Annotated in this window: 15 protein-coding genes; 7 read left to right on the top strand and 8 right to left on the bottom strand. The window is 49.1% G+C overall.

Annotation, left to right across the window (positions count from 1 at the left end; translation table 11 throughout):
- The 3 genes from glnL to glnA form a co-directional block, all read right to left on the bottom strand.
- Positions 1 to 1,074: a nitrogen regulation protein NR(II) gene (gene glnL / locus ACO6UX_RS18940; protein WP_422449926.1), complete on the bottom strand. Its 1,074-nt coding sequence runs from the start codon at positions 1,072 to 1,074 to the stop codon at positions 1 to 3.
- A gap of 411 nt (positions 1,075 to 1,485) precedes the next feature.
- Positions 1,486 to 2,046 (bottom strand): DUF4124 domain-containing protein, encoded by a 561-nt coding sequence (locus tag ACO6UX_RS18935; RefSeq protein ID WP_422449925.1) that lies wholly within the window; start codon positions 2,044 to 2,046, stop codon positions 1,486 to 1,488.
- A gap of 256 nt (positions 2,047 to 2,302) precedes the next feature.
- Positions 2,303 to 3,706: a glutamate--ammonia ligase gene (gene glnA, locus ACO6UX_RS18930; protein ID WP_101746446.1), complete on the bottom strand. Its 1,404-nt coding sequence runs from the start codon at positions 3,704 to 3,706 to the stop codon at positions 2,303 to 2,305.
- A 675-nt stretch (positions 3,707 to 4,381) separates the two neighbouring features.
- Between glnA and thiI the strand changes: the two genes are divergently transcribed.
- The 4 genes from thiI (at position 4,382) to ACO6UX_RS18910 (ending at position 10,240) form a co-directional block, all read left to right on the top strand.
- Positions 4,382 to 5,839, top strand: coding sequence for a tRNA uracil 4-sulfurtransferase ThiI (gene thiI / locus ACO6UX_RS18925; RefSeq protein ID WP_422449924.1), 1,458 nt, complete (start codon positions 4,382 to 4,384; stop codon positions 5,837 to 5,839).
- 83 nt (positions 5,840 to 5,922) lie between these two features.
- Positions 5,923 to 6,426 (top strand): dihydrofolate reductase, encoded by a 504-nt coding sequence (locus ACO6UX_RS18920; RefSeq protein ID WP_422449923.1) that lies wholly within the window; start codon positions 5,923 to 5,925, stop codon positions 6,424 to 6,426.
- A gap of 244 nt (positions 6,427 to 6,670) precedes the next feature.
- Entirely contained in the window at positions 6,671 to 9,430 is a 2,760-nt protein-coding gene (locus tag ACO6UX_RS18915; protein WP_422449922.1) for a hypothetical protein, read from the top strand.
- Positions 9,431 to 9,556: 126 nt separating this feature from the next.
- A complete protein-coding gene (locus tag ACO6UX_RS18910; protein ID WP_422449921.1) occupies positions 9,557 to 10,240 on the top strand; it encodes a DUF2057 family protein in 684 nt (227 codons plus the stop codon).
- 273 nt (positions 10,241 to 10,513) lie between these two features.
- Here ACO6UX_RS18910 and argA read toward each other — a convergent pair whose 3' ends face one another.
- The 4 genes from argA to ACO6UX_RS18890 form a co-directional block, all read right to left on the bottom strand.
- Positions 10,514 to 11,881 (bottom strand): amino-acid N-acetyltransferase, encoded by a 1,368-nt coding sequence (argA, locus tag ACO6UX_RS18905; protein ID WP_422450545.1) that lies wholly within the window; start codon positions 11,879 to 11,881, stop codon positions 10,514 to 10,516.
- A 94-nt stretch (positions 11,882 to 11,975) separates the two neighbouring features.
- Entirely contained in the window at positions 11,976 to 13,130 is a 1,155-nt protein-coding gene (gene argE, locus ACO6UX_RS18900) for an acetylornithine deacetylase (RefSeq protein ID WP_422449920.1), read from the bottom strand.
- An 84-nt stretch (positions 13,131 to 13,214) separates the two neighbouring features.
- Positions 13,215 to 14,486 carry an inorganic phosphate transporter gene (locus ACO6UX_RS18895; protein WP_422449919.1) on the bottom strand — a complete coding sequence of 424 codons (1,272 nt, stop codon included), beginning with the start codon at positions 14,484 to 14,486 and terminating at the stop codon, positions 13,215 to 13,217.
- Between the two features lie 19 nt (positions 14,487 to 14,505).
- Positions 14,506 to 15,186 carry a TIGR00153 family protein gene (locus ACO6UX_RS18890; RefSeq protein WP_101746454.1) on the bottom strand — a complete coding sequence of 227 codons (681 nt, stop codon included), beginning with the start codon at positions 15,184 to 15,186 and terminating at the stop codon, positions 14,506 to 14,508.
- Positions 15,187 to 15,355: 169 nt separating this feature from the next.
- Here ACO6UX_RS18890 and ACO6UX_RS18885 point away from each other — a divergent pair, with 169 nt between their 5' ends.
- The 3 genes from ACO6UX_RS18885 to ACO6UX_RS18875 all read left to right on the top strand — a co-directional run bounded on the left by ACO6UX_RS18885 (position 15,356) and on the right by ACO6UX_RS18875 (position 18,185).
- Entirely contained in the window at positions 15,356 to 15,808 is a 453-nt protein-coding gene (locus tag ACO6UX_RS18885; RefSeq protein ID WP_422449918.1) for an inorganic triphosphatase, read from the top strand.
- Positions 15,809 to 15,839: 31 nt separating this feature from the next.
- Positions 15,840 to 17,579, top strand: a complete 1,740-nt coding sequence (locus tag ACO6UX_RS18880; protein WP_422450544.1) for a GspE/PulE family protein — start codon at positions 15,840 to 15,842, stop codon at positions 17,577 to 17,579.
- Between the two features lie 69 nt (positions 17,580 to 17,648).
- Entirely contained in the window at positions 17,649 to 18,185 is a 537-nt protein-coding gene (locus ACO6UX_RS18875; RefSeq protein WP_422449917.1) for a hypothetical protein, read from the top strand.
- 100 nt (positions 18,186 to 18,285) lie between these two features.
- Here the strand turns inward: ACO6UX_RS18875 and ACO6UX_RS18870 are convergent, their stop codons facing one another.
- A complete protein-coding gene (locus ACO6UX_RS18870; RefSeq protein WP_422449916.1) occupies positions 18,286 to 20,085 on the bottom strand; it encodes a hypothetical protein in 1,800 nt (599 codons plus the stop codon).
- Positions 20,086 to 20,175: the final 90 nt, after the last annotated feature.

The following is a 20,175-nucleotide window of genomic DNA, read 5'->3' as shown; positions in this document are numbered from 1 at the left end:
TCACTCCTGTGTCATATCCAGCGAAAGCGGTTCTCTGGTGATGGGTAAGAACACGTTAAAAATGGTTTCACCCGGCTTACTCTCACACTCAATCAATCCCTGATGCAGGCTGATGATGGACTGTGCCATGGGTAACCCCAGGCCCGTTCCATCGGCACGACCACTGATCATGGGGTAGAAAATATTGTCGATCAGATCAGGCGGAATTCCTGGCCCGTTATCAATAATGGACAAGTGACAAACCAGCCGCCGTCGCTGGGTGCCGATGGTAAATTGTCTTGCAATACGGGTTCTCAGGGTGATCAGGCCTTCAGATCGCGGCATAGCCTGATCAATGGCCTGCATGGCATTGCGCACCAGGTTCAAAATGGCCTGTATCATTCGTTCAAAGTCACCCGGTATATCGGGAATACTTGGATCGTAGTCTCGTTTGAGCCTGAGTTCTCCACCGGTTTCGGCATTGATTAACTGCATCACCCTTTCAAGTACTTCATGAATGTTCAGGTCTTCCATTTTTGGTGGCTGAAGCGGCCCCAGCATCTGGTCGACCAGGTCACGGAGCCGATCCGCTTCCTGGATAATAATCCCGGTAAATTCTTTCAGCCCCTGGTCCTCCAGTTCCCTGGCCAGAAGCTGAGCCGCGCCACGAATACCGCCAAGGGGATTTTTTACTTCATGGGCCAGCCCCCGAACCAGAATTCTGGAGGTTTCCTGCTTGGCGATCAGAGACTCTTCCCGGGTAATTTTCTGAACCCGGTCACGGGGATTGATTTCCAGAAGCAGCCTTGCTTCCCCGCAGGTGATGGGTGAAATGCTGTAATCCACATTGATCATCTCCCCATTGATGGGAAAGTCGGTTTCCCGACGGGTAAACTTCTGATACTGAGACAGACTGCGATCCAGATCAGCCTTGAAGTTTTCGTCAGGAATCACCGTGGTTACCGGCTGGTTCAGAATCCTTTTCAAACTGGTATCCAGCAGGGTTTCTGCCGCCGGATTCAGGGTAATCACCCGGAACTCCCGGTCGAGCACCATCACCACGGTATTCAGGTTATCCAGAATGATGTTTTGCATAGTTCCTGTTTCAGGGATTATCTCTTCTAAAGAGCCAGGTAAAAGCTGCTTCATGGTCAGGTATTGTTATTACTTTTATGGTGCATTTCAGGCTCTGTTGACCTGAATCTGATGCGAAACGGTATTGGCTATCGTTAATGCAAAAACCAAACCACCCTTGATGGCAAGCCAGACTTTTTACCGTGAAACTTCCAACCTGCCTGATATTTCATCTATTCGGGCCATATCAGTACGTACCATCGAAAAGATGCTCAAACGTTAATTCCAACTTGCCAGCTTCAATTGCACCATAATAGTGCATTAATATAATCAGAGCACCAGGTTTATGGAGATTAAACTAGCAAAACTATGGGCTGGTCTGAAAGTGTGGGGGAAAGCCTATAGCTCACTCTCCCCTTTTTGGTGCAGCCGTCAGGAGGCAGGAGGGTTTATAGATACTGCGGGCGTGAATAAGATTCGATGGACATGGATCGTATTGCTGGACGACTGAATGACTTTGGCCTGGTTATCAATGATCTCCACGACAAGGTTGTGGGTACCACGATCCACATTCTCAAGTTCAAAGGTTAAATTTCGCTTGGGGCCCGCCACCACCTTTCCATCAAGCAGCAGGCGAACTTTGTGACCATCAATGATTTTGGGTGCTGTGACAATTTTTACCGTGAAATTTCCCTGGTTACGCACCGTGGCATTATTGGCTGGCTCTATAATCTGCAGTCTGCCGTAGGGCTTCTTGCTCACTTTTTGAGCAGGTTTTGGTAATTCAGGCTTATTCTCCGGTGCTGGAGACATTGGCGTAATCGGGCGTAACTTGACCTCCTCACTGGGCTGATCCGCAGGTCGGGAGTCAGTAAAGATCACATTTCCGTCCTGATCCACTGTTTTGTAAATCGTGCCAAACGCAAAGTTCACTGATACCAGGGGCAGAATCACCGCCAGAAAAGACCAAACCATTGCCTTTTTTATATTCATGAGCCTCTTGCCTTAGTGAAGTCATATCCGGCTTATATCGTGTTGAGCACTGGTTAGCTTAATAGTTACCAAGACTTTTTAACAGGTAGTAACGGGGAAAACGCATGCTGGTTATTTCCCGGTAATGGCCCCTGTGTACGTCTGCCGCCTACATCCATTCAGTCGTGCATTTACAGGGTTCATCAGAAAGAGAAAAGCCAGAACTTTCGCTCTGGCTTGAGGTTAAACGACAGCTTATCCGGTCTGCAAAAACGGTTTAGACAGAATAATACAGATCAAACTCTACCGGGTGAGTTGTCTGGCTAACGGCAAGACACTCTTCCTTCTTGAGTTCAATGTAACCATCGATCATGTCGTCTGTGAATACGCCACCGGCCGTCAGGAACTCACGGTCAGCGTCCAGGGCAGCCAGGGATTCTTCAAAGCTGGCAGAAACCGTTGGGATCTCGGCCGCTTCTTCTGGTGGCAGATCGTACAGATCCTTATCAGCCGCATCGCCAGGATGGATCTTGTTCTTGATCCCGTCCAGACCGGCCATCATCAGGGCCGCAAAGGCCAGGTATGGGTTGGCAGTGGGGTCAGGGAAACGTACTTCAATACGACGGGCCTTAGGGCTGTTCACGTAGGGAATACGGATAGAAGCAGAGCGGTTACGGGCCGAGTAAGCCAGCATAACCGGAGCCTCAAAGCCCGGGATCAGACGCTTGTAGGAGTTGGTAGAAGCGTTGGCAAAGGCATTGATGGCCTTGGCATGCTTGATTACACCACCGATGTAGTACAGGGCTTCTTCAGACAGGCCTGCATAGCCGTCACCAGCAAACAGGTTCTCGCCGTTCTTGGACAGAGACATGTGAACGTGCATACCGGAGCCGTTGTCGCCTACCAGTGGCTTCGGCATAAAGGTAGCGGTCTTGCCATAGGCATGAGCAACGTTATGCACTGCGTACTTCAGAATCTGAACTTCGTCAGCTTTCTTTACCAGGGTGTTGAACTTGACACCGATTTCACACTGACCAGCAGTACCTACTTCGTGGTGATGAACTTCAACGTCCAGACCCTGGGCTTCCATGGCATCACACATGGCGGCACGCAGGTCGTGCAGGGAGTCAACCGGTGGTACCGGGAAGTAACCGCCCTTCACTTTTGGACGATGACCGATGTTGCCGCCTTCAAATTTGGCGTTGGAAGACCATGCCGCTTCTTCTGAGTTCACTTCGTAAGAAGCACCGGAGATATCAACGCTCCACTTAACGTCGTCAAACACAAAGAACTCTGGCTCAGGACCAAAGAACGCAGTGTCGGCAATGCCGGTAGACTTCAGGTACTCTTCGGCACGCTTGGCAACAGAGCGTGGGTCACGCTCATAACCCTGCATGGTGGATGGCTCCACGATGTCACAGCGCAGGTTAAGGGTGGTGGCTTCAGTGAATGGATCGATGACAGCCGTGCTGTCATCTGGCATCAGAATCATGTCGGATTCGTTAATGCCCTTCCAGCCAGCGATAGAGGAACCGTCGAACATTTTGCCGACTTCGAAGAATTCGTCGTCTATTTCACCAATGGGAATCGATACGTGCTGCTCTTTACCCTTGGTATCGGTGAAACGCAGATCAACCCACTTAACGTCATGTTCCTTAATCAGGCTAAGAGTCTTCGACATTTATTATTTCCCCTCTGGAGGACAAAAAAACCGGACAAACACCGCACTGGCAACCAGATCAGGCGGTTTACTGATCAATCTCTTTGCTGTCTCATCAACGAGCAGCCAGGAGATTCGTTTGCTGGACCATGAGCAATAGCTATGCCACATTTTGCAACTTGATCAGATGGGATGGACAAAAACAGTGCTTTTCAGTGGAACATCTGAAAAAAGGCAAACATTGAGCAAAAAGAGACCGGGAAACAGCCAGATACCAGACCGGTTCACACAGTTTTTGCTTGCCTTATCCTCCTCAGGCTGCTCAAAGTACACATGTTCACGGCTCTCACGCACCTGAACAATGCAAGGCACCTCAAGATCCGGAAAAAGCCCGCCCGATACGGTGCAGAGAAAACCATAAGCGCACCAAATAAGTGCAAACAGCTTTTACTACACCCATCTGACCAAACAGCGGCTGACAGTGTAACCCCTTTGACAGGGGATTTGCAGCATTACTTACCGGCATAGAGACAAATACCAATTACGATCCATATAAGCCGGTTTCCCGGGGTCATCCTGCAACGTGCTACAAGGGTGCCAGAGCTCTCGGTTATTCGGTATAATGCGCCGTTAACGAATGGTTAAGTTATCCGTCCTACCCGCCTTGACTACCCAGCCCACAAGGTCTCCTGATCCATGAAGTTCATCATCAAACTGTTTCCGGAAATCACCATTAAAAGTGCCCCGGTAAGAAAACGCTTTATTAAAATGCTGCGTAAAAATATTCGCACCATTCTCAAGCGTGTGGATGAGAATATCGATGTCTGCGGTGTATGGGATCATATAGAAGTCACGACCAGTAGCAATGATCAGATCCTGATGGCAGAGGTCGGTGACCTGTTAAGCCATATCCCGGGCATAGCCTACTGGCTACAGGTGGCGGAGCACAAGCTGGTCAGCCTGGACGATGTTCTGGAAAAAGCCGTTGAGGCTCACTCAGAAACACTGGCGGGCAAAACATTCTGCGTTCGCTGTAACCGGACCGGCAAGCACGATTTCCAGTCCATTGAGGTAGAGCGATTTGTCGGTGGCGGCCTTATCCAGCAGACCGAAGCCAAAGGGGTCAGCCTGAAAAATCCTGAAATAACGGTTCGTATTGATATCAAGAATGACCGCTATTTTATGACCAAGAAGCGGGGAGCAGGTCTGGGTGGCTATCCCCTCGGGTCTCAGGAGCCGGTTCTCTCGCTGATTTCCGGCGGTTTTGACTCTACGGTGTCGAGCTTCCTGACCATGAAGCGCGGTATCCGCACTCACTTCTGCTTCTTCAACCTGGGTGGGCATGCCCACGAGCTGGCAGTAAAAGAGGTGGCTTTCTACCTGTGGAACCGCTTTGGTTCTTCTCGCCAGGTTAAGTTCGTTACCGTACCTTTTGAAGGGGTTGTCGAAGAAATACTGACCAAAGTGGACAACGCCCAGATGGGCGTTATTCTCAAGCGAATGATGCTCAGGGCCGCCACTAAGGTGGCTAAAGAGATGGAGATGGCGGCACTGGTCACCGGCGAAGCCATTGGTCAGGTTTCCAGCCAGACACTGCCTAACCTGGCAGTGATTGACTCGGTAACCGATGCCCTGGTGCTCCGGCCTCTGATTACCATGGATAAGCAGGCAATCATCGATATATCCATACAAATCGGTACTGAAGAATTCGTTCGTAATATTCCGGAATACTGCGCAGTGATCTCGAAAAACCCCACCACCCGGGCCAGGGTAGAGAGAATTGTGGCAGAAGAGGAGCGGGTCAACTTCGATGTACTCGAACATGCTATTCAAAGCCGGAGAACGGTCTCTATCCACGACATCATTGCGGATGACCTGACCCGGGAAGAAGTTGAGGTGGTTAGTGAAGTACATCAGGGTGAAGTGATTATCGATATTCGTCACCCCACTGAAGAAGAGATAAAGCCATTTACCATGCCCGGACGCGAGGTGGTGATCATTCCCTTCTATCAGCTGCGCACACGCTTCCCGGAGCTGGACAACAATCGACATTACCTGCTCTACTGCGAAAGGGGTGTAATGAGTCAGCTGCATGCTATGCACCTTCGGGAAGAAGGGCATGAGAATGTTGGCGTATTTAACCCGAAGCCGTAAATTTTCTACCGGGAAGACACAGCGATTTACACGCGTTGTCTTTGTGGTTCACAGCTGTATGGTTCAAAAAAGGAGTAACATGGATGAAACTGGCCCTGATCGCTGCGGTGGCAGACAATAACGCCATTGGCATCAATAATAAAATGCCCTGGTATCTGCCGGGAGATCTGCGCTATTTCAAAGCGGTTACCATGGGAAAGCCTGTGATCATGGGCCGGAAAACCTTTGACTCACTGGGCAAGCCTCTGCCAGGCAGAACCAATATCGTCATTACCCGGGATCAAAACTGGCACCATGAGGGCGTCAGCGTAGTGCACAGCCTGGATGATGGGATTGCCCTGGCGGAGGCGGCTAACCTGATCAACGGTAACGAAGAAATCATGGTCATTGGTGGCGAACAGATCTATCGACAGGCGATTGATCAGGCTGACCGGCTTTACCTGACCCGGGTGTATCAAAGTTTTGACGGTGATGCCTTTTTCCCGGACATCAACCCGCAGGAGTGGCGGGAAATCTCCCGGGAAGACACCCAATCAGAAGATGAGCAGCCACTGACTTACAGTTACCTGGTGCTCGACAGGACCTGAATATCAGCACCTGTCGTTTTTCCTCTTCCCCCCTTGGTATAAGCCACATTTCCTGCCGCTTCAGATGCAGGAAATGCACTTTTCTCCAATTCTGATTGTCTATAGTTAGTTGAACAGCTTGTCATGTTGCATGGAAAAGTTGTCTGTTTTCTATATTGTTCGCTGGGCAGGCAATGCATCATTTTTACAAATGATCAATAAGTCAATTCAAGCCTTTAATAAGGGTTACCTTAGGGAATGAGGAATGCCCCGGATACCATCTACAGATCATATTTCTTCGCACCACGCAGGATACCCGCCATCCGAACCCGGTAAAGGTCAACACGCCACGGATACCCGGGAAATAAAATCGGTTGAGACCACCATTCAAGCGGCTGAGCATATTGAATCCAGGCACTGGCATAACCGTTTAATCTCTTTCTGTAAGGAAAAAATAAATCGCTTTATTCACCCTGCCCCCTCAATGACAGTGAGTGATCTGGTTGATGATCTGACCAAATACAATCCAGAGAACCCACAGAAGGTACTTGCTGCATTAAAACTGCATGCTGGCCACATCAAGCTGCATCGATCAGAAGATGGCAGACTGGGTATTTCGGATGGAAATATCGCTATCAGCACAGAAACGATGGAAGCTGTCGTCAAATCCATTCAACTCAGCAGCATGGATATGGCCTATGAGTATTTACGTAAAGGTAAAACACCACCTGATGGCTTCCTGCAGCAAGTACTACTGACGCATATCCATAGAAAAATTCGCCTGGCAATGCAGTATGAAAAAACCTCCGGCTTACCCGTCATGCAGCAACAACTTCAGGGAAGAGAGCAATATGGAGTGCATCCTGAACAACAATATGAATATATTAAAAACTTATTAATAAAGGTTGGCATAAAAGATGAAAAAACGTTCACTTTTGAACGAATGCTTGAGTTTAAAAAAGAGTTACGAAACAACCTGGTTCTGCCCATTGAAGAACAAAAATCAGCAACCGGCAATAAAGTAAAAAGTATTGACAGTGCAGCCCTCGATCATCAGCAGCCGCCACTTCCTCAGCTACCTGAGCCGAAGAAAACAGGTCATTTTATCGAGAAAGAAGACAGTAAACATATTCAACGACTGGCTTCAGGAGAACGTTTTTTTGCAAATATACACCTTAAAGATATTGGCAACAGAATAAAGAGAAATATCTTACGCAATAAACGAAACCAGATTTACAATTTCTTTATTTTACTTACTGGAGCCATCCTCACTGCTATTTTCCCACCTGCTGGAATTGCCATTGGTATTGCCGTTGCTGTCGGACTGATCACTGACCTGGGTTACATCGCTTTCTGGTCTTCCAGTACCGAACTCTGGCGCAGGGTCAGGATGGTCAGAGGACTTAAACAAATAAAAAAATACGCTGACTTTGACTATACCAACTTTGATAAGTCAAACGACAAGAAAAGAAAAAAGCTCATCAACAAACTTCGTTATCGATGCACTCATAAAACCTTTTCACAGATATACAACGCTTATGCCGATCTCGAAAAACAGGCAATAAAACTCAAAACAATGGCAGAAAAGGAACAGAAGACACTGGCAGAGTCTATTGCTTTAGAGAATGAGAAAGCACTGTACTTTGAGCGAAGAAAAAAACTGAAAGCCAATTTATTTTACTTTGACAAGCTTATCGAGAATGTCGTGATCAGCCGCACCATTCTTGAAAACCGGCATATAAAGGATCTGGAAGACCTGTGGAATTCAAAATTTAAAGATATGCCTCCTGAAAAAAGAGAAGAACTGTTCAAGAGTGTCACCACAAACAGAAAGTTAACCATTCACGGCTACCAGATAAAAACCAATGAAAAAAAATGGATGCAGCAAATCATTCCTCACTGGATGAATCCTGCCCGGCACACAGCGAGCCAACCGGATTCTGACAATGTGGGAATTGAGCCTAAACAAGAATCTGCGGCCTTTAAATCAGCCGGGATTTTGAAAAGCATGATTCAGGATTTTTTCTATACCCAAGTCAAAGGAACCTTATATAAAAACCTGGTAAAAATTTTCAAAATAGCTGGAAAAAGAGGAAGCACCATCAATTTAACCCCTGTCGCTCCAAAGATTACTTTGAGTGGAGTCTTGTGCTATGTGGCTTTCTTTTTTACGGATATGGCTGCCGATCATGCAAATACCAAAGTTAATAAAAAGAGAATGGCAAAGATTATTAAAAAGCAGCCTGATTATACCAGACAACTGTTTGGCAAACGGCTAAGAACAGGGCGCGAGGAAGTTGGTACGCTACGCTCACTGGCCAAACAGGAATTGGAGCCAATGGTTGATCATTTACTCCAGTCGATAAAATCAATGGAAGACATTGGCAACAGTCTGGAAGAAGCCAGACAGCGAAGTGAACTACTCAACAAAGGGCCGTATGAGTCAATGAGTGATGAAGAAGCCGCGATAGTTATCCTTAAACATGCCGCCTTACAACAGTTGCTTGATCAGGAAATTAACAGTGCATTCGGTACATTCTATCGTGTTGTTCAGGAAAAAAGCGCCAACTGGAACAAACAAATAGCCAAAACACTGATTGGTAATAGTGTACGGGTTGTTACTACTGTATCCGAAGGCCAGGAACGCAGATATACTCCAGGGGCTGACCGGGTGAGAGAATCAGCGGATCAGCATGCTCACAATAAACATCAGCGTTTATCATCAGAGGATTTCTTGCACTCTATCCGAAACCAACCCTGTGGCCGTCTGATTATCCGGTTTCGTACAGGAGAAATATCAGAAGGCCTGGCACTCAAGGAAATCAGAGAACTCGATAGTCTGGACGAACTGCTTGACTTAAGAACCTGGATTGAAAAAGCACAAAGAGAAGGAAGTTACCAGAAGCACGAAGAGACTCTCAGGCTGTTCCACAGCATTATTACTTATGTTATTGGCAGCAAATATAACTCTTCTCAATCCCCTCAACACCCAATTGGCAACCAGCGCCCGATTGATCCGGTTTAGCCGTGTCCTGGCCATCGATAGCGCCGCTGCCCACAGTTCAAGCCCACAACTTCGGAAAGCAACAATACGAACCGGTAGTTGTACCAACCTATAATCGATAGATTGTCTATAGGAGAACACTGCCTTATGTTTGTACGTCGTCTGTTGGGTGCACTGTTGGTATCCACTCTGGCCATGCCGGTTATTGCTGACAATACACTGGTACTGCCTGAGAAAACAAAGCTGCTGGTTCTTGATGGTAAAGATGCCGATCATCTGGGCAGCAAGAAGGACCTCTCTCTTGGCAACGGCCGTCATCAGTTGGTATTTCAGCTGAAAACGCTGGTGAGGGACGGTGGTGATACCAAAATGTTTACCACCAGCCCGTATATCATGACGTTTGACCTGTCTGGTGATCAGGCCTACACCATTAATGCCCCGAGACTGAAAACAGCAAGGGATACCGATAAACTGTCACAGTCGCCAAAGGCCCAATTCTCAATTACCAATGCCAAAGGTCAGGCGATTCCCTTTGAGTTCAGCGTGCTTAATAAATCCGGGCTGTTAATCGGCGGAGACACGTTGGAGGATATCCAGAAGTTTAACCTGTCTGACAGCCCGGCGGCTGTTCGGGCAATGGCCGGAACCGTTTATATTGCTAACCCGCAAGGTGTCTCATATCAGGTTGCTCAACCTTCTGTCATGCCAGCACCGGCAATGGCTCAGCCAATGAGTGAAAGCATGCTGCAGTATTGGTACAACCAGGCGGATGAAACAACCCGTGAACGATTCCTTCAGTGGGTTTCTGACAGTAAAAAAACCGGGAAGTAGCCTGCTCGTTTGCAGTTAACCCAGGAGGTTGTCCGAGAATAGACTGCCCTACGCGACTACTGCTCCTGCGTTGCTCTAGCACACCATTTCAATGAGTTTGATGTGTACAATCTCCGTTCACCCAGAGCGGAGTCGAAGGGTGATTGGCACAGTCTTTATTCAGGGTGTGGTGTTTACGCCCTTCGACTCCGCTCAGGACGAACGGGGCTTGGGAGTCATTGATAGAAGGAACCCATTAATTACAATTGTCGCCGGGACGGGCAGTATTCTCGATCAGCCTCCTATCGTTTTCATAAGAACCTTTGACTGCCTTTTGGGGTTATATTTTGCTTTAAGCTCTGCCGGCAAATCATCACAGGCAACTTCAGCAAATTCCCGCTCAATAAACCAATGGGTAGTCTGGGTGGTCATGACGTAGATTTCGTTCATGCCCTGTTCTTCTGCCAACGCTTCAATATGGGCGAGCAAACGATCACCGCGCTGTGCACTGCGATATTCAGGATGGACCACAACACAGGCCAGTTCTGCAGCACTGGTACCATTTTCATAGTACGGATGAAGAGCAGCACAGCCGATGATCATGCCGTCCAGCAACACGACACTGAACAGCTTTATTTCCCGTTCCAATTCTTTTCGGGAGCGACGGCGCAATATGCCTTTTTCCTCGAAAGGACGGATCAGTTCAAGAATACCGCCCACATCCTCAATGGTTGCACCACGGACTTCTTCATAGTGATCTCTGGAAATCAGCGTACCGGCCCCATCACGGGTAAACAGCTCCATCAGCAGTGATCCATCATCCTGATAGCTGATAATCTGGGCCCGTTCGACACCATCGGAGCAAGCGGTCACGGCGGAGGACAGTAGTCGCCTGGATTCACCAGTCTGCGACTCAAGTTCTTTAATGGCTTCATGGGGAGAAATTCTATTGATCAGATTCCCCAGGTGATCAAAAATCCCCTGCTGCTCAGCGTAAAGTATCAATTTTTCAGCTTGCAGACTGATGGCAGTGCGGGTAGCCACTTCCTCTGCTTCAATATTGAAAATCTCTCCGGTGGGGGAAAGCCCGAGACAGGAGAGTAACACCACATAACCACTGTCTAGCAGATGATCGATGGCCTGGCTGTCTATCCTCCGAACTTCGCCCGTATGCTTAAAATCGATACCATCAAGCACACCCAGGGGTTTGGCGGTCACAAAGTTACCACTGACAACACGAATCCTGGCACCATGCATGGGCGAGTTCACCAGTCCCACCGAGAACCTTGATTCAATCAGGGCTCGCATATTTCCTGCAGCATCTTTGACACACTCAAGGCTCTGCCTGTCAGTGACCCGTCGTTCATTATGCACTCTGCCATTGCCAGCCCCGCCTTGATGAATCACTGTTTTAATGCCACGTTCCCGTAAACGCTCATCAATCTGAGGGCGGGCACCGTGTACCAGCACAAGGCGGACACCCAGGCTGCTCATCAGTGCAATATCACTGATGATATTACCAAGGTTGGGGTGAGCCAGCGTTTCACCACTAAGCATGATCACAAAGGTTTTCCCCCTGTGGGCATGAATATAGGGTGATGATTGACGGAAAAACTTCACGTACTTTTCTGCGCTGTCTGCTGAATTTTCCTTTTTTTTCACGCAAGCCACACTTGTTTATCCATGACACACTCTATTAAAGGCCGTCCTGAGTATCACATGCTCAGGTTATAAGAACATCGTGCAGTACTTCTCTTCAAGATAAGCAGTACTGTCTGATCAATGACTGCAAAATAGCAATCATTGGCTTTATCCGTTCCTGCGAGAGGTATTCATCTGGCTGGTGTGCCTGATCAATATCACCTGGTCCCAATACCACGGTATCCATACCCAGTCGGCTAAAGAATGGAGCCTCAGTAGCAAAGGCTGCGACTTCTGCCTGATGCCCTGTCAGCTTTTCACAGGCAGCCACCAGATCCGAATTCTCAGGACCGGCAAAAGCTTCAATAGCCGGTGTAATTGCTTCGAGTGAGATCTCAACCTGATCCGCTTCAGCAATTGGCAAAAGCCTCTGACGAATTTGCTGCCGCAGTTGTTCGCTGTCCATCCCCGGCAGCATACGAATATCGAAGTCCAGCTGGCACTGCCCACAAATCCGGTTAGGGTTGTCGCCACCATGAATGCAACCCAGGTTCAAGGTAGGGGTCGGAATGGTAAAGCCAGGGTTCTGATAACGCTCGGCCAGTTCGGCGCGAAACTGCATCAAGTCAGTGATCACCTTGTGGGCTGTCTCCATGGCATTACGGCCCAGTGCCGGATTACTGGAATGGCCGGATTGCCCGAGAATCTGAATACGCTCCATCATAATGCCTTTGTGCATATGAATAGGTCGCATCCCGGTAGGTTCTCCCACCACAGCATACCGCGCTTTTGGTCGACCAAGTTCCGCCAGGGCACGAGCACCATTCATTGAGGACTCTTCATCCGCCGTGGCCAGAATGATCAGTGGTGCTTTCAGTGGCGTGTCCAGATACCCCCGAACCGCTTCCATGACCAGGGCAAAGAAGCCTTTCATATCGCAGACGCCCAATCCATAAAACCGGCCATCTCTTTCTTCCAGGGCAAACGGTGAACTTTTCCACAGGCTGTCATTGTAAGGAACCGTATCCGTATGCCCGGCCAGTACCAAACCTCCCGGGCCACTGCCAAGAGTTGCAATCAGGTTCGCCTTGTGAGGAGCCCCGGGCAGGGGTTGAATCTCGCATTGAAACCCCATCGCTTCCAACCACACCGCCAACTCATTGATAACCGGCAGGTTACTCATATCCAGATCAGGAAGGGTTGAGCTGACAGAAGGTATCTCGATCAATCTTGAAAGTGCATGCTGAAATGTTGGCTGCTGACTGCTCATAACCCTGATTATCACCGTCTAATGAAGGGAGTCTCTTAAGATGATAAACAGGGCAGGCCTTATTGGAAACTAATTCAAGGTTTGCTAGCCAAAAATCAACTTGAGGCAGTGGAAGAAAATAATCGCCAGAATCGCTCCTGCTGGCAGCGTGACCAGCCAGGACATAAAGATGGTGCTGATAACGCGGAGGTTCAAAGCGCCGATCCCCCTGGCCAGTCCCACGCCAAGAACTGCACCAACCAGCGTATGGGTTGTGGAGATTGGCAAGCCAGTGCCGGAGGCCATCACCACCGTAGAAGCGGCCGCAAGCTCTGCGGCAAAACCCCGGCTGGGTGTCAGCTCGGTGATATGAGAACCTATGGTAGCCATGACCTTATAGCCCCAGGTCGCCAGCCCTGCCACAATACCTACAGCACCCACCAGCAGAACCCAGGGCGGAACGGAAGACTTGCCGACAATTTCACCACCACTGATCACCACACTGACAACCGCTGCCAATGGCCCCACCGCATTGGCCACATCGTTGGAACCATGGGCAAAGGCCATGGAACAGGCGGTAAAAATCATCATAACCCCAAAGACTTTCTCCACACTGGAGAAATGAAACGACATATCCGCCTGAATATCTTCCTTTATTTTTGCCAGCGCCATCTGGCCAATAAACATTATGACCAAGCCGATAATCAGTGAGAGCACAGTGCTTTCGGTATAATCCAGCGGCAAGCCAATATGCTTGAGGCCCTTGATCAGCGTCACCATCGACATCATGAAGCCAACCAGAAACATATAAAGGGGCATATAGCGCTTGGCGTTTCTGAAGGGATTTTCAGTATCCAGAATCAGCTTCTGCACGCTGACAAAAATCAGGAAGGCGAACAGCCCTGACATCAGGGGAGAAACAACCCAGCTGCCAACAATGGCTGCCACTTTTCCCCAGCTGACGGTGTCGGCAGAGATACCAACAGCCGCAAAACCGACAATGGCCCCAACAATAGAATGGGTAGTGGACACCGGCCAGCCGTAGTGTGTAGCGATCAGTAACCAGGTGCCCGCAGCCAGCAGCGAAGCCAGCATGCCATATACCAGCAGATTGGGGTTCCCAGCCAGCAGGGGTAAGGATGGATCAATAATCCCCTTGCGTATGGTTTCAGTGACCGACCCGCCTGCCAGATAAGCACCGGTGAACTCCAGCAGGATAGCGATACAAATAGCCTGTTTAACCGTCAGGGCTCCCGAACCAACCGACGTCCCCATGGCATTGGCAACATCGTTGGCCCCAACCCCCCAGGCCATAAAAAACCCAAACAGGCAGGCCAGGATAAGGAAAACTGTGCCATATTCAGCGATAATACTCATCAGTCTGCATCCGGTTCAGTTAACGGGCCAGCAACAACTGGAGGTAACTACCAACACGGGAAGCCCGATCCGCAAGATCGCCCACCCACTCGATAATCTGATACAGAAACATGACGTCAACCGGTGGCAGCGTTTGTTCAAGATCAAACAGCATACGGCGTATTTTTACCTGGTCCCTGTCAGTTTCGCTCTCAATGTTGTCCAGCTCTTCAACCATTTTTTCCACCAGATCAACTTCCCGCCCCTGAAAACCCGTTTCCAGAAGCTCGTCCAGCTCATGAATGGCTTTCAATGCCTGTGCAGTTGTGGCAATTGAAAGGCGTACATAGGTAATGAATGCTTCGTGCATGGATTCAGGAATAACCATCTTTCTTCCTAACACAAGGCCTGCAATGTCCTTGGCACGGTTAGCCACTTTATCCTGAACGGTCACGATTTCCAGCAGATCGGTACGGGGAACGGGTAGAAAAAGGCTTTTGGGAAGTGACCGGCGGATACTTCGCTTGATGACATCCGCTTCGTGCTCAAATTTGGTGATTGTCTGCTGAACCTCACACGCCGTCTCCCACTCTTCGGCAAACACTGCCTGAAAGAATGGCTCCAGCTGTAACGCACATTTGTGAACAGTGGTAATGTGCTTTTGAATAGGTCCTATTGGTGAGCGGCCGAAAACACTCGCCAGTATGTTGCTGGTAGGCATTTTTCAAATCCATCCGGTTGAACGCCTGATTATAGAAGGCCGTTTCAATTCCTGCACATATGCGCATCAGCTGGCGCGCGCAGCACAGAGTGCCTTTACCCGTGAACCTATGATTTTTATATAATTTCTCCGTCCGATAGAATTTGACAACCGCATTGTGGATAAGAAAATGAGCCAGGAAACCGAATTAAAGCTGTCTGTGCCTGCCGATCAGATTGAGCCGCTGAAAAGTCACCCATTCTGGCAGGAGCATGCAGTACAGCCATCAGAAACCCTTCACCTTGGGAATACCTACTTTGATACCCGGGACCTGAGACTCAACCAGGCCAGGGTGGCTTTGCGGATTCGTGAAGTTAACGGGCAATATATCCAGACTCTGAAAACCCGGGGAGAAAGCATCAATGGCCTGACCCGTCGGGGCGAATGGGAGTGGCCGCTGCGCACCAATAAACTGGACGGGCAGGTTTTGACGCCTGTCTGGCCCGCCGAGCTCAGTGATATATCGATAGAGCAGCTCAACCCTCTATTTACTGAAACAATAAATCCATTTGTCCCCACGCCGAAAAAAAAGAGAGAATATAAGGCAATTCCAGCTGCAAACGGTATTTCACGTGAACAATAATAAAGCAGATGGCCTGCAACACAGGGAGCAAATGCTGGATCTGGCCATGGTTGTGTCTGACCTGGTCAGAAGCAAGCATATCGAGCAGGCAACCGCTGATGATATCCTCAGCCGCCCGCGCACACCGGAACAAGTCCGTCTGCACCCCCTGGAATACCTGGCTGAGCTGGAGCTGGAGGATCTTTGTCATCCGGGTAACAAGCTGGATATTGAGCGCCTGTGTCAGTGGCTCGCCGAACTGGCCGGTCAGGATTACTTCCACATCGATCCTCTCAAGATTGATGCTACGGCCATTACCCCCATCATGTCCCATGCCTTTGCCATGCGACACCAGATCCTTGCGGTTGAGGTGACCAGCACTGAGATAGTGGTGGCCTCTGCCCAGCCATGGCATCGAATCTGGGAAGACAATCTGCGCCATGTGAATCGCCGGGAAATCCGGCGGGTTGTCGCCAATCCAACCGATATCCGACGTTATACCGTCGAGTTCTATCGTCTGGCCCGGTCAGTGATGGGAGCCAGCTCGGAGGCCGGTGTCACTTCTGCCTCGCTCAATAGCTTTGAACAGATGCTGGAGCTGGGCAGCATGAAGGCTCCGGATGCCAACGACCAGCATATCGTCAACATTGTTGACTGGCTGCTCCAATACGCTTTTGAACAAAGAGCCAGCGATATCCACATTGAGCCCCGCCGGGAACAATGCAATCTCCGGTTTCGAATTGATGGTGTACTCCACTCGATTTATCAGATGCCAGTCAAAGTCGCCGCAGCAATGACCAGCCGCCTGAAAATTCTTGGCCGCATGAATGTTGCCGAAAAGCGCAAGCCGCAGGATGGACGATTGAAAACCCGTAACGCCGATGGCTATGAGGTCGAACTGCGCTTGTCCACATTACCTACCGCATTTGGTGAGAAACTGGTGATGCGGATTTTTGACCCGGAAGTGCTGGTCAAATCATTCAGCGATATGGGGTTTTCCAGAGAAGATGAACGGCGCTGGAAAGCCATGTCAGGCCAGCCCAACGGTATCATTCTGGTGACTGGTCCCACGGGCTCTGGTAAAACCACCACGCTTTACTCAACACTGAAGCAGCTGGCCACGGATCAGGTGAATGTCTGTACTATCGAAGACCCTATTGAAATGGTGGAGCCTGCCTTCAACCAGATGCAGGTGCAACACAACATCGACCTGACCTTTGCCTCAGGGCTTCGGGCACTGTTAAGGCAAGATCCTGACATCATTATGGTGGGTGAGATCCGTGATCTTGAAACCGCCGAGATGGCAATTCAGGCCGCTCTGACCGGGCATTTAGTCATTTCTACCCTGCACACCAATGATGCGCCCTCTGCCCTGACCCGTTTGCTTGAGCTTGGTGTCCCCCCTTATCTTATTAAAAACACCGTGCTCGGTGTTATGGCACAACGTCTGGTCAGAACCCTCTGCCCGAATTGCAAAGCGAAAGCACCGCTGGACACCAGTGGCTGGAAAGCCCTGACAAACCCCTGGCCCGCATCGGCACCCTCAGAAGTCTATCAGCCTGTTGGTTGCCTCGATTGCCGTGAAACGGGTTATCGTGGGCGTGCCGGCCTTTATGAGATTTTAACCATGAGCCCTCAGGTTAAAGATATGGTTAATGAAAATCCTGACATTACACTGCTCAGCCAACAATGTATCAAGGAAGGCATGTATAGCCTGAGACAATCAGGTGCACAGAAAGTTGCCGCTGGAATGACCACCATAGAAGAAGTGATGCGGGTCACTCCCGAGTGAGCCCGGCAGCAATGTCAGGAAATGGCTTGCAGGAAAAAAATAACAAATCATAAATTCAGGGCCTTTGATATGAAGAAATACGCCTTTCTTTTACCGCTGTTGATCTTTCCAGCGCTGATCAACGCAAGCAGTAATAAGTCAACAGCTATTTACTCCGATAAGCATGGCCAGAAAATGATCGTCACAGAGGAGTCCGATTCATTTGCCAGACAGATAACGGCAAACACGCCCGGCAAGGGCCGTAAACAGGCACTGGAGAACTATATCAACAGCCTGCTAAAGGCACACGCTGTCTATAGCCAGCATGAAAGCCATGAAAAACCCACGCTGGTCTATCAAATTCAAGCCAATCAGGAAGGAACCATTGTTGCTACCCGCAGTGAGCAGGGCAGATACGGAGTACAGATAGGTAACAGAAGCTTACCGGTATACGGCATTCATTATGATCTTGAATCCGACTGCTCATGGCAGGAGCAGCTTTGCTGGGTATTTTATCCTTCTTCCCATCAACAAAAAGAACGATGGTTGGAAATTGCTTATGCTCCCCATGTCATTGGAGAGTTAACTGAAGGTGTCAGCTTGCTGATACGAAATCTTCAGAAGTAATCATTGAGCCTGTAAATAAATTCTGTAGCATCCATTGTTCAATTTCTGCTGACCAACAAAGTCCCTCGCGAGATTCGGGGCAGTTTGTGAAATATCCGGGTTAAGGAGCAACAAGCTTCATGGGTTGGTAATATCGAAAGTCCAGGGCTCTATCCCGATAGGTATACAATTCTTTCATCAGCTCCCTGCCACACAAAATTTGTATCCCCATCGCCATACTGTCATAGGGCACTCCGGATTCAGTGACCGCAGCCACGTGGCAGGTATGGCATATTTGGCCACCCTTCCAGAGTTGGATGGACACCTTGCTGAAATAACCATTTTGCCGGATATCAATTTTGTCCGGTTGCTTTTGCCTGAGTTGGTTCATCACCTGCTCTAACGTTCTGCGTGCGTTTGCTCTGTTGCCAGTAGTATCAAAAAAATGCAAATTGGCAGTCTTGGCTCCCCCTTTTGATAAATCAACCATAAACCTGATTGCCTTTCTGGCATGAGGATTTGCGAACGCTCGCTGCCCGAGCAGCATTTCAGCAATTATGTGCCAGTCAGAATAGCTTTTATCGTAATTTGAGTGATAGAACTCGCCTGAAGCTTCCAGAGCAACAACGTGCAAAAATTTTTCCAGTTCCTTGTTGCGGTCCTCTTTGGCTAACCCTTTTTCAGTTTCACCCGGCGCTTCGTCAGACTCTACGGCCCGGCAATCGTCTTCGTCATTATCACCGCTGGCAGCTGCCACTGGCGTGTTGGCAGATTGCCCATTGTCAGAGCCATCCATTTTGGCAAGTAATGAGACAAACTCTTGCGAACAGTAGCCGAGGGACTGACCGGAATATCTTAATAAAGTGACAAACCCCTCCAGCTCTTCCAAACCCCATTTCTGTGGTGGTAATGGCGAAATCAGGTGATGATAGGCAGCCATAAATTCGGAAGCAAAGCGAAGATCAAGGACGGCCTCAAAAAGCATGTGATGCCAATAATTTTCAGCATCCGACCCCGGGCTTATTGCCATTGTGTCCATCATTGCTGAATCGATCATTTCCAGGGCTTCCAGGTGCAACCTGCAGTCTGCCACTGACATTCTTACCGATCGATCAACCATTACTGAGAGTCTTTCCAGATAATTCTGCGTGACAGCAAGCTTGTGTTTTCCCTGACGTTCAACAATCATCCTGGCAATGCGGGCAAACTCTTCCAGCTCTGACCGCACGGCAGCACTCTGATTTCTCACCTGGTGTTCGGAGCTGCCATTTTTGCGGAGCTGGTCAGTCAGGTATTTTTTAAAACCTTGATCCAACTCACTGGACACAATGGTTGCACCAACATTATGCAACAACTCCTGCATTGGCGGTGTGAATTGAGGAAAAAGCTGTTTGATTTTGCCAGTAAGCTGTTCATAAAAGCGATCAGCTCCGCCGCTGCTGCGGATGGTAAAACAGGTTTTCAGTTGTTTCACCAGCTCTGTTTTTTGTTGTTCAACATAAGATGAAAAGCTGGAGGCTATCCTTTTTTTCAGGTCATCCATGGTTTTCATTTCTTCAGTGAAGAAATCGCATTCATTGATAAGTTTATATAATTCGCCTATTTCCTTGAGAGACTCTTCAGTTGGGGGGCCATCTAATAATGGTTTGATCTTTTCCAGGTAGATGAAAAACTCGGGAGAGGCTTTCTTCCCCGTTTCCACACAACCTCTGATACCATCTCTGACAATGGCAAGGTTATACTCTGATACGCTTCGCTGTAATGGTTCAGTGCCGGGTGGCGCATAACTGGCTGGTAAACCGGGAGAATCAGCATGGACCCTGACATCACGCCCCGCTCTGACCCCGGATGTTTCAGCACGCTCAGACGATTCTGTTCTTTGATCGCCTCTACGCGCAGCAGCACTGCCATGCAAATACACAGGATTATCCTCACTATTTATGTTCCAGGAGGCTTAGTCCAAGAATACCGTTAGATAACATAGACGGGAATAAGTTCAATCAGCCCGAAT

The organism is Endozoicomonas sp. ALB091 (assembly GCF_049310265.1).
GTDB lineage: Bacteria > Pseudomonadota > Gammaproteobacteria > Pseudomonadales > Endozoicomonadaceae > Endozoicomonas.
Note: the sequence above shows the minus strand (reverse complement) of the source record. Positions and strands in the feature narration are given on the sequence as shown.

Excerpts from the sequence above, each read along its gene's own strand:
- glnL (WP_422449926.1), bottom strand. The coding sequence starts at position 1,074 with ATGCAAAACATCATTCTGGATAACCTGAATACCGTGGTGATGGTGCTC.
- ACO6UX_RS18935 (WP_422449925.1), bottom strand. The coding sequence starts at position 2,046 with ATGAATATAAAAAAGGCAATGGTTTGGTCTTTTCTGGCGGTGATTCTG.
- glnA (WP_101746446.1), bottom strand. The coding sequence starts at position 3,706 with ATGTCGAAGACTCTTAGCCTGATTAAGGAACATGACGTTAAGTGGGTT.
- thiI (WP_422449924.1), top strand. The coding sequence starts at position 4,382 with ATGAAGTTCATCATCAAACTGTTTCCGGAAATCACCATTAAAAGTGCC.
- ACO6UX_RS18920 (WP_422449923.1), top strand. The coding sequence starts at position 5,923 with ATGAAACTGGCCCTGATCGCTGCGGTGGCAGACAATAACGCCATTGGC.
- ACO6UX_RS18915 (WP_422449922.1), top strand. The coding sequence starts at position 6,671 with ATGCCCCGGATACCATCTACAGATCATATTTCTTCGCACCACGCAGGA.
- ACO6UX_RS18910 (WP_422449921.1), top strand. The coding sequence starts at position 9,557 with ATGTTTGTACGTCGTCTGTTGGGTGCACTGTTGGTATCCACTCTGGCC.
- argE (WP_422449920.1), bottom strand. The coding sequence starts at position 13,130 with ATGAGCAGTCAGCAGCCAACATTTCAGCATGCACTTTCAAGATTGATC.
- ACO6UX_RS18895 (WP_422449919.1), bottom strand. The coding sequence starts at position 14,486 with ATGAGTATTATCGCTGAATATGGCACAGTTTTCCTTATCCTGGCCTGC.
- ACO6UX_RS18890 (WP_101746454.1), bottom strand. The coding sequence starts at position 15,186 with ATGCCTACCAGCAACATACTGGCGAGTGTTTTCGGCCGCTCACCAATA.
- ACO6UX_RS18885 (WP_422449918.1), top strand. The coding sequence starts at position 15,356 with ATGAGCCAGGAAACCGAATTAAAGCTGTCTGTGCCTGCCGATCAGATT.
- ACO6UX_RS18880 (WP_422450544.1), top strand. The coding sequence starts at position 15,840 with ATGCTGGATCTGGCCATGGTTGTGTCTGACCTGGTCAGAAGCAAGCAT.
- ACO6UX_RS18875 (WP_422449917.1), top strand. The coding sequence starts at position 17,649 with ATGAAGAAATACGCCTTTCTTTTACCGCTGTTGATCTTTCCAGCGCTG.